Genomic DNA, 8,325 nt, shown 5'->3' on the forward strand with positions numbered 1-8,325 from the left:
CGTATGCGCCATCGACACCGCGAGCGGCCGGCGCCTGGTGCATCGTGCCGACGAGCGCTTCCCGTTCTGCAGCACGTTCAAGGCGATGCTGAGTGCGGCGGTGCTGGCGCAGAGCATCAAGCGCCCGGCGTTGCTGCAACAGCGCGTGACGTATACCAAGGCCGACCTCGTCAAGTATTCGCCGGTGTCGGAGAAGCATGTCGACGACGGCATGACGGTCGCCGCGCTGTGCGAGGCCGCGATCCAGTACAGCGACAACTCGGCGGCGAACCTGCTGATGAAGCTGCTCGGCGGCCCGTCGGCGGTAACGGCCTACGCGCGCTCGATCGGCGACCGCGCATTCCGCCTCGATCGATGGGAGACCGAACTGAATACCGCGCTGCCGGGCGACCAGCGCGACACGACGACGCCGGCCGCGATGGCCGCGAGCATGCGCGCGCTGATGGTCGGCGACGCGCTGCCGGCCGCGCAGCGTGCGCAGCTCGTCACGTGGATGCGCGGCAACAAGGTGGGCGGCAAGCGGATCCGTGCCGGCGTGCCGGCGGGATGGACGGTCGCCGACAAGACGGGCACCGGCGACTACGGGACGACCAACGACGCGGGTGTCGTGTGGTCGCCGTCGCGTGCGCCGATCGTGCTGGTCGTGTACTACACGCAGGCGAGCGCCGACGCGAGCGCGAAGGACGACGTGATCGCGGGCGTCGCGAGCGTCGTGGCCACGGCGTTCGGTTGAGCAGGGCGGTACGGCGTGGCGTGCGTGACGCGATCCGCATGCACGCCGTGCCGCAGCCGTGACCCGCGTGAGCAAACGTTGTGCGATCAACGACTTAGGTCACGCATGCTCAGGATATCCACATGCTTGCCAACAAAAATTGTGGACAAGCCCGCGCGCGGCCGCGTCCGGCGTGGCGCGGGCCGCCGTGCCGCATTTGAAGCGGCGCGGACAAAGTCTTTCGGATCAAGCGCTTGCCCGGGGTATGCGCAGGCTATCCACACGCTTGCCAACAAAATCTGTGGACAAGCCGGTGCGCAGGCGCGGAAGGCGCCCCGTCACCTGGAGAACGGGTGGGTGCGCGGCATTTTCCCGGCCGCGTGCCGCATTTGAAGCGGCGCGGACAAAGTCTTTCGGATCAAGCGCTTGCCCGGGGTATGCGCAGGCTATCCACATGCTTGCCAACAAAATCTGTGGACAAACCATGCGGCCGCGATGGCGACGGTCAGGGCTGCCGATCGTCGACGGTGGGCCAGCGCGCGAACGCGAACACCCACAACATGATGAAGTTCAGGACCGGGACGAACATCGTCAGGATCCACCAGCCCGAATGACCGGTACGCCGCACGATGCGGACATACGGATAGATGACGACGGCGACGAGCACGAGTGAGACGACCCACTGCAACGCGGTGAAGTGTTCCATGGTCTTCCTCGGAGTGATGTGTCGTGGTGCGGCACCGGCGGAACGGCCGGGCCGTTGAGCCGTCGCGCGCAGCCGGCGATGCGCGGCCGCGTGCGGCTCGCGTGATCTTGACGTGTGACGGGCGCGAGCGTCAAGGCGACAGCAGCGTGCTGCTGTTGCGCGGGATCGTCCGCCTGCGCGCCTGCCCGGAGCGCAGGGTGCCGCAACCGTGACGCCGCGCATGAACCGTAGGCCGATCAACGGGTTAGCGCAGGCTTGCGCAGGATATCCACAAGCTTGCCAACAAAATCTGTGGGTAAGTGGCGTCGCGCCTGGCGGGCACGTGTGCGCCGACGTCGACGTGCATCGGCGTGGCGTCGTGACGCGAAGTGCGGCGACGCGGCGTACGTGATGGCCCTCGACGGGGCTTCGTCTGCATCACGCGTGCCAAAGTCCATCGGATCAAGGGCTTAGCGGTGCGGTGCGCAGGATATCCACAAGCTTGCCAACATTTTCTGTGGAGAACTCCGGGTGTGCGAGCGACACGCAGCACACCCGCGAATGCCACGCGTTGCCCCGCTTCGCGCGTGCACTCATGCAGTGCAGATACCGGCCACGCCGACTTTCTGGAACAGGTGCGGGCTCGCGACGGCGGACGACGGATAGGCTGACAGCTTGGCGACGAACTCCGGATGGGTGAAGGCCGCGCGAAACGCTTCGGTCGATTCCCAGATCGCGTAGTTCAGGTAAGTCGGACTGTCACCGAGCGCACGATGAAGCTGGGTCGAGATGAATCCCGGCTGCCGCTTCATGAATTCGGCATCGTCCTTCCACACGGCGAGAAAGTCCGCTTCGTCGGCGGCGGCCAGCGTGAACACGTTGACGAGGACGACCGGCTCCGCGTCGATTGCGATCTGTTGCTGGATCGGAAAGGCCGGATCCATCGGCTTGAAATGAGGCATGTGAACTCCTTCGGGTGAGGGGGAGGGGGCGCTTGAGCGCTCACGTCGGCGCATCGGCGCCATGCGCGCTGGACATCGCCGACAGGACGCGGATCGCCGCGTCCAGGTCAGCCGAACTGAAGCCGCCGGCGATGTCGCGGACATGCTGTTGCCACTGCGTGACCACGGCCTGATAGGCCGCCTCGCCGCGAGGCGTCAGCGCATACAAAGGGGAGCGCTTGTGCGCCGGATTGGGCAGCGATTGCACCAGCCCTTCGTCGGTCAGCACGTTGATCTGTTTCAGCACCGCCTGCCGCGTGATGCCCATCGCGTCGGCGATCTGCGGGATGTTCGGGGATTCCGGCGCCAGCGAGATGGCGCCCAGCACCTGCCAGCGCGCACTGGTCAGGCCGTGCGGCCCGGCAAAGGTGTTGCCCCATTCGATCAGCAGGCCGTTCAACCGGAATACGGACAGCGCGACGGTGGTCAACTTCGCAGATTTCGTCATGTTCGGGGTGCGGGATGAATTGACAACTACTTTACGTAATAGACAACTGGTTGTCAATTAGACGAATGAACGATCGCTGATCGTGGCCGGGTGGGTAAACTGGCAACCCAATCCGGCACCGGTAACATTTGCCGTGCCGGATTGCGGGCCAACAATAAGGAACCTGGAGAGAAATCAGTGAGCACGATCTGGAAAAAGATCGCCGTGCCGTTGGTGGCGCTGGCATGTGGCACGCTCGCGCATGCGTGCATCCCGGCCAGGTACGAGACCGCGTACTTCGGCAAGACCGAACGCATGAAAGACGAACTGCGCGACAAGGTGATCGACGACATCCGCGCCAATCACTACACGATCATCGAATCGAAAATCGGCTTGCTGTTCTACCCGATCGTCAGGAAAGGCGACGGGATCTACCTGGGCGCCGACCGGATCGCGACGGGGAGCGATTCGTTCTGGTACCTCGGGAATGGCTACTACCAGCTGAACGGTCAGCTCTATTTCATGGGTGAACACGTTGGTGCGCATCCGCTCAACGGTACCGTGATCGTTCACACCGAGGATCGGACCCGGCAAAGGCCGGACGACTATCCTGCAGGCCGCCCGTTTTGCGTCGTGAGGGAGCACGCCAGCATCCTCGAAACCTCGACCGGCCTGCGGGTCGAGCGGAACGTCGTCGACAACTGATCCGGGCGCGGCGCTGCCCCGGGCTGGCGCATTTGCCGCGCACGACCGACAAACCCTTTCCGATCAATGGCTTGATGCCGTTAATGGACGGTTGTCCACAAGCTTGCCAACACAATCTGTGGAAAAGCTGCCAGTCGCCCGCCGCCCGCGCGTCAGGCCGGCGGCGGAAACCGCACCGTGACGGTCAGCCCGCGTCCGCCGCGCGTGGTGCCGAGCGCGACCGTCGCGCGATGCTGTTCGGCGATCCGCTTGACGATCGACAGCCCGAGCCCGCTGCCCGACGACGTGACGGCCTGCGCGCCCTCGCCGCGATAGAAGCGTTCCCACACGTCGGTGCGTTCGGCTTCCGGGATCCCGGGGCCGTCGTCGGCGACTTCGAGCACGGGCGTCGTGCCGTCGAGCCGCGCGGACACGTCGACACGCGCGCCGTCGCCCGCATAGCGGATCGCGTTGTCGACGAGGTTGTTCAGCAGCACGCGCAGCGTGTCGGCATTGCCCGACGTCATCACGGGCGTCGACACGATCGCGCCGAGATCGATCCGGTGCGCGTCGGCGACGCGCGTGCGATCCGAAACCACCGACCGGCACAGCGCGGCGAGATCGACGGGCGTCGACGCGGAAGCCGCCGCCTGCGCATCGGGTTCGAGGCGCGCGAGCGTCAGCAGCTGCTCGGCGAGGTGGCCGAGGCGCGTCGTGCCCGCCTGGATCTGCGCGAGGATGTGCTCGCGTTCCTCGGCGGTCGACGCGCGCCGCAGCAACTGCGACTGGATCGACAACCCCATGATCGGCGTGCGCAATTCGTGCGCGGCATCGGCGATGAAGTGCCGTTGCAGCGTGAACGAGCGGTCGAGGCGCGCGAGCAGATCGTTGATCGCTTCGGCGAGCGGACGGACTTCGTTCGGCATCGAGCCGACGTCGACCGGTTCCAGATTGTTCGCATTCCTGCGTTTGAGGCCGGATGCAATCGAACGCAGCGGCCGCAGCCCGGCGCCGATGCCGAACCACAGGCCGATCGCGAGCAGCGGCAGCATCGAGAACACCGGCCACAGCAGGTGCACGGCGATGCCCGCGATCGCTTCCCAGCGTGCATGGCGTGCCTGCGCGAGCCGGATCGTCGTGCCGCCGCGCTCGGTCACATAGGTGCGCCACGGCTGGCCGCCGACGTCGACGCTCGCGATGCCTTTCTGCTCGGGCGGCGGCAGTTTCGAATCGCGGTCGGTCGAATACACGAGCGTGCCGTTGCGCCAGACCTGCAGCAGCACGGCGTCGGGGTCGCTCGCTTCGAAGCCGTGCTTGCCGTTGGCGTGGTCGCTGAACGACAGCTCGCCGTTCGGGCCGACGACGATCTGCTTCGACATGCTGCGCATCTGGTCGTCGAGCAGGTCGTCGAGCTCGCGCAGTGCGCCCCAGTAGGTGCCGGCACTCGCGACGAGGCCGATCACGCACGCGGCCGGCATCAGCCACATCAGCAGGCGCCGCCGCAGCGACGCGCTGCGCCAGCGTGCGACCGCGCGTTGCATGTGCGTCATGCGCCGTCACCGATCCGGTAGCCGACGCCGCGTACCGTGCGGATCATGTCGTGGCCGAGTTTCTTGCGCAGGTTGTGGATATGCACCTGCACGGCGTTGCTCTCGATTTCCTCGCCCCAGCTGTACAGCCGCTCCTCGAACTGCTCGCGCGAAATCACCGCGCCCGGGTCGCGCATCAGCTCGTGCAGCAACACGAACTCCTTCGGCGACAGCGGCACTTCATCGTCATTGAGCCAGACGACGTGCTTGACGGGGTCGAGCCGCAGCGGGCCGATCACGAGCGTCGTCTGCGCGCGGCCCGCGTGGCGGCGGTTGACCGCGCGGATGCGGGCGAGCAGCTCGTCGAGCTCGAACGGCTTGACGAGATAGTCGTCCGCGCCGCTGTCGAGGCCCGCGATGCGGTCGGGCACGCCGTCGCGCGCGGTGATGATGATCGCGGGCAGGTTTTCGTCGCGGCGGCGCAGCGCGGCGAGCACCGACAGACCGTCGCGGTTCGGCAGCCCGAGATCGAGCAGCAGCAGGCCGTAGCCGGTCGCGCGCAACGCGAGCGACGCGGCGTCGCCCTCCTTCACCCAGTCGACCGCGAAGCCTTCCTGTTTGAGGCCCTGTTCGAGCCCGCTGCCGATCAGCGGATCGTCCTCGACGAGCAATACGCGCATGAATTGGTGTCTCTTCAACGGGGTGCCGCGGCACCCGGGGTTCCCATGATAAGCGCCCGTGTCTTAGGTGGACCTTAAATGCGGGCGGCACGCGGCGCGCCTTCGTACTCGTCCAATGCGGCACCGTGTCGCCTCGGCGCGACCTTCAGGTTTGCTTAATCTTACGGTCCGTAATCTGGCGCCGTCGCGTTCAACGGGGCGCGGCGTCACATCGAAAAAGAGGAACGAGATCATGAAATACCTGGCCAGAATCCTGACAGTCGCGCTCGCCACGCTGCCCGCCGCCGTCTACGCGCAATACACGGGGCCGTCCACGCTGACCACGACGACAGTGAAGGAACTGCTCGCGAACGGCAAGGACGACCAGCACGTGCAGTTGCAGGGCCGCATCGTCAAGCATGTTGGCGGCGAGGATTACGAATTCGCCGACGCGACCGGCACGATCCGCGTCGAGATCGACCACAAGCTGTGGGCGGCCGGCCAGCCCGTCACCGACAAGAACGACGTGAAGGTGACCGGTGAATTCGAGCGCAAATGGTCGGGCAGCGTGAAGGTGGACGCCGATCACGTCGAAGTGCTGCGCTGACCGGTGCGCGCGGGGCCGGTGATACCATGGACGACCGGTTCCCGTTCCCACCAAGATGGCCGCCAATTTCGACGAACTCGCGTCCCGGATCCGGACGCAATTTTCCGAGCTGAGCCCGCAATTCCAGGCGGGCGCTGCCTTCCTGCTCGATCATCCCGACGAAGTCGCCACCTCGTCGATGCGCAAGGTCGCGCAGCGCGCGCAGGTGCAGCCCGCGTCGCTCGTGCGGCTCGCGCAGCAATTCGGCTTCCCCGGCTGGAACGAGCTGCGCGACCTGTGCGTCGCGCGCGTGCGCACGCGCCCCGAGCCGCTCACGCAGCGGGCGCGCTCGCTCGTGCGGCCCGACGCGAAGGCGTCGCTCGCGCACGACCTGCTCGCCGCACAACAACACAACCTGTCGGCCACTGCCGCGCAGAACGAGCACGCGCTCGCCGACGCCGCGAAACTGATCCGCAAGGCATCGCACGTGCACGTCGCGGGGTTTCGCTCGTGCTATCCGGTCGCATTCGGTTTCGTGTACGGCTACCGGCTGTTCCGTCCGACCGTGTCGCTGCTCAACGGCGTCGCCGGTTCGCTCGAGATGGAACTGCGGACGATCGCGAAGCAGAGCGTGACCGTCGTCATCAGCTTCGCGCCGTATTCGCAGGAAGCGACGCGCGTCGCGCAGGCCGCGAAGGCGCAGGGCAGCCGGATCGTCGCGATCACCGACAGCGCGGTGTCGCCGATCGCGCTGCACGCGGATGCGCAGCTGATCTTCACGCACGACAGCCCGTCGTTCTTCCCGTCGCTGGTGGCCGCGCACGCGATGGCCGAAGCGCTGGTCGCGCAATTGCTGGCGCTCGAAGGCAGCGATGCGATCGCCGCGCTCGAACGCACGGAAGCGGAGCTGCACGCGAAGGGCGCTTACGTCGTCTGACGCGGTACGTGCGGCTTCAACACTTCCTTGTTATTTTCGATTCAAGCGGATTCAACCGATGACGTTCACATACGAGGTGACGGACGCGGGCGACGCGAACGTTCGCAAGCAGATCGTCGCGCCGCTCGTCCGGTTCAACGAAAGCCAGGCGGGCCCGAACGACTTCCGTGCGCTGGCCGTGGTCGTGACCGATGGCGAAGGCGCGGTGGTCGGTGGCCTGTGGGGCAGCACGGCTTACGGCTGGCTGCATGTCGACCTGCTCGTGGTGCCCGAGGCCGCGCGCGGCCAGGGCGCAGGCACGCGCATCATGGATCTGGCCGAGGCGGAAGCCGTCGCGCGCGGATGCCACGGCGCGTGGCTCGACACGTTCGACTTCCAGGCGCGGCCGTTCTACGAGAAACGCGGCTATGTCCGCTTCGGCGAACTGCCGGATTATCCAGCCGGACACTCGCGCATTTTCCTGACCAAGCAGTTGGCCGTGGGCTGAGCGCCGCCGCCGCATGGCGCGCCGCGGTTGACGAGGTCGCCGGCCGTCGCCTAGGATACCGGTCAGCGATGCAGGTCGCTTCCGGGTCCGCGGAAAGGGTTGAACCCACCTGTCGCAGCAAATTCAGCTTTCCACCTGTCCTTTGTGCTGGCGGTATTGCGGACCTTCGGCCATGACTGCACGAGGATTCGCATGAAAAAGCTGCCTCCCAGGGCCAATCCCGATCATCTGAAAAAGCAGGCCAAGGCATTGTTGCGCCTGTACCGGCAAGGTGACGCCGATGCCGTCGCGCGCTTTGTCCGGTTTCTCCCTGCTGCCGCGAACCGCACGCACGACGAAGCGCTCGCGCTCGGACTCCGGCTGCACGACGCGCAATCCTGCATTGCGCGCGAGTACGGCTTTGCTTCATGGGCCGATCTCGGCGCGTTCGTCGAAACGCATGCGCTGGCGGGGCAACAACGGTCGCAACTGATCCGGCGCTGGCTCGACCTGGCGTACGGCGGCGACGTGACCGGCGGCTACGACGCGCCCCGGCCGCGCGTCGCCGCGCAACTGCTGCTCGACCATCCCGATCTCGTTGCCGGCGATCCGACCGTCGCATGCGCGGCCGGCGATCTC

10 protein-coding genes and 1 pseudogene are annotated in these 8,325 nt (G+C 66.4%); 6 read left to right on the forward strand and 5 right to left on the reverse strand.

Features of this window, described 5'->3' with window-relative positions; all coding sequences use genetic code 11:
* On the forward strand, positions 1–733 hold a 733-nt coding region (bla, locus tag JYJ84_RS22075), incomplete at its 5' end, for a class A beta-lactamase (protein ID WP_205189468.1).
* Between the two features lie 484 nt (positions 734–1,217).
* Here bla and JYJ84_RS22080 read toward each other — a convergent pair.
* The 3 genes from JYJ84_RS22080 to JYJ84_RS22090 form a co-directional block, all read right to left on the reverse strand.
* Positions 1,218–1,418, reverse strand: coding sequence for a membrane protein (locus JYJ84_RS22080; protein ID WP_043180118.1), 201 nt, complete (start codon positions 1,416–1,418; stop codon positions 1,218–1,220).
* Between the two features lie 572 nt (positions 1,419–1,990).
* On the reverse strand, positions 1,991–2,359 hold the full coding sequence (locus tag JYJ84_RS22085) for an antibiotic biosynthesis monooxygenase (protein WP_089441908.1): 369 nt from the start codon (positions 2,357–2,359) through the stop codon (positions 1,991–1,993).
* A gap of 40 nt (positions 2,360–2,399) precedes the next feature.
* Positions 2,400–2,846 carry a MarR family winged helix-turn-helix transcriptional regulator gene (locus tag JYJ84_RS22090; RefSeq protein WP_175220082.1) on the reverse strand — a complete coding sequence of 149 codons (447 nt, stop codon included), beginning with the start codon at positions 2,844–2,846 and terminating at the stop codon, positions 2,400–2,402.
* 90 nt (positions 2,847–2,936) lie between these two features.
* Here JYJ84_RS22090 and JYJ84_RS22095 point away from each other — a divergent pair, with 90 nt between their 5' ends.
* A complete protein-coding gene (locus JYJ84_RS22095) occupies positions 2,937–3,530 on the forward strand; it encodes a hypothetical protein (RefSeq protein WP_175220084.1) in 594 nt (197 codons plus the stop codon).
* 152 nt (positions 3,531–3,682) lie between these two features.
* Here the strand turns inward: JYJ84_RS22095 and JYJ84_RS22100 are convergent, their stop codons facing one another.
* Both JYJ84_RS22100 and JYJ84_RS22105 read right to left on the reverse strand, forming a co-directional pair.
* On the reverse strand, positions 3,683–5,059 hold the full coding sequence (locus JYJ84_RS22100) for an ATP-binding protein (RefSeq protein ID WP_175220086.1): 1,377 nt from the start codon (positions 5,057–5,059) through the stop codon (positions 3,683–3,685).
* Positions 5,056–5,718, reverse strand: coding sequence for a response regulator (locus JYJ84_RS22105; protein WP_175220088.1), 663 nt, complete (start codon positions 5,716–5,718; stop codon positions 5,056–5,058). The genes JYJ84_RS22100 and JYJ84_RS22105 overlap by 4 nt, the downstream gene beginning before the upstream one ends.
* 232 nt (positions 5,719–5,950) lie before the next feature.
* Between JYJ84_RS22105 and JYJ84_RS22110 the strand changes: the two genes are divergently transcribed.
* From JYJ84_RS22110 to JYJ84_RS22125, 4 genes and pseudogenes are all read left to right on the forward strand, one after another.
* Positions 5,951–6,304, forward strand: coding sequence for a YgiW/YdeI family stress tolerance OB fold protein (locus JYJ84_RS22110; RefSeq protein WP_122947704.1), 354 nt, complete (start codon positions 5,951–5,953; stop codon positions 6,302–6,304).
* 55 nt (positions 6,305–6,359) lie between these two features.
* Entirely contained in the window at positions 6,360–7,220 is an 861-nt protein-coding gene (locus tag JYJ84_RS22115) for a MurR/RpiR family transcriptional regulator (RefSeq protein WP_175220090.1), read from the forward strand.
* 58 nt (positions 7,221–7,278) lie between these two features.
* Complete coding sequence (locus JYJ84_RS22120; protein WP_175220092.1) at positions 7,279–7,707, forward strand: GNAT family N-acetyltransferase; 429 nt, start codon at positions 7,279–7,281, stop codon at positions 7,705–7,707.
* Between the two features lie 192 nt (positions 7,708–7,899).
* Positions 7,900–8,325 (forward strand): annotated as a pseudogene (locus tag JYJ84_RS22125) (hypothetical protein); the annotation flags it as partial.

It is taken from the genome of Burkholderia sp. LMG 13014, from assembly GCF_905232215.1.
Classification (GTDB): domain Bacteria; phylum Pseudomonadota; class Gammaproteobacteria; order Burkholderiales; family Burkholderiaceae; genus Burkholderia.

Coding starts and splice junctions, on each gene's coding strand:
- JYJ84_RS22085 (WP_089441908.1), bottom strand. CDS start 2,359: ATGCCTCATTTCAAGCCGATGGATCCGGCCTTTCCGATCCAGCAACAG.
- JYJ84_RS22115 (WP_175220090.1), top strand. CDS start 6,360: ATGGCCGCCAATTTCGACGAACTCGCGTCCCGGATCCGGACGCAATTT.
- JYJ84_RS22105 (WP_175220088.1), bottom strand. CDS start 5,718: ATGCGCGTATTGCTCGTCGAGGACGATCCGCTGATCGGCAGCGGGCTC.
- JYJ84_RS22100 (WP_175220086.1), bottom strand. CDS start 5,059: ATGACGCACATGCAACGCGCGGTCGCACGCTGGCGCAGCGCGTCGCTG.
- JYJ84_RS22080 (WP_043180118.1), bottom strand. CDS start 1,418: ATGGAACACTTCACCGCGTTGCAGTGGGTCGTCTCACTCGTGCTCGTC.
- JYJ84_RS22090 (WP_175220082.1), bottom strand. CDS start 2,846: ATGACGAAATCTGCGAAGTTGACCACCGTCGCGCTGTCCGTATTCCGG.
- JYJ84_RS22110 (WP_122947704.1), top strand. CDS start 5,951: ATGAAATACCTGGCCAGAATCCTGACAGTCGCGCTCGCCACGCTGCCC.
- JYJ84_RS22120 (WP_175220092.1), top strand. CDS start 7,279: ATGACGTTCACATACGAGGTGACGGACGCGGGCGACGCGAACGTTCGC.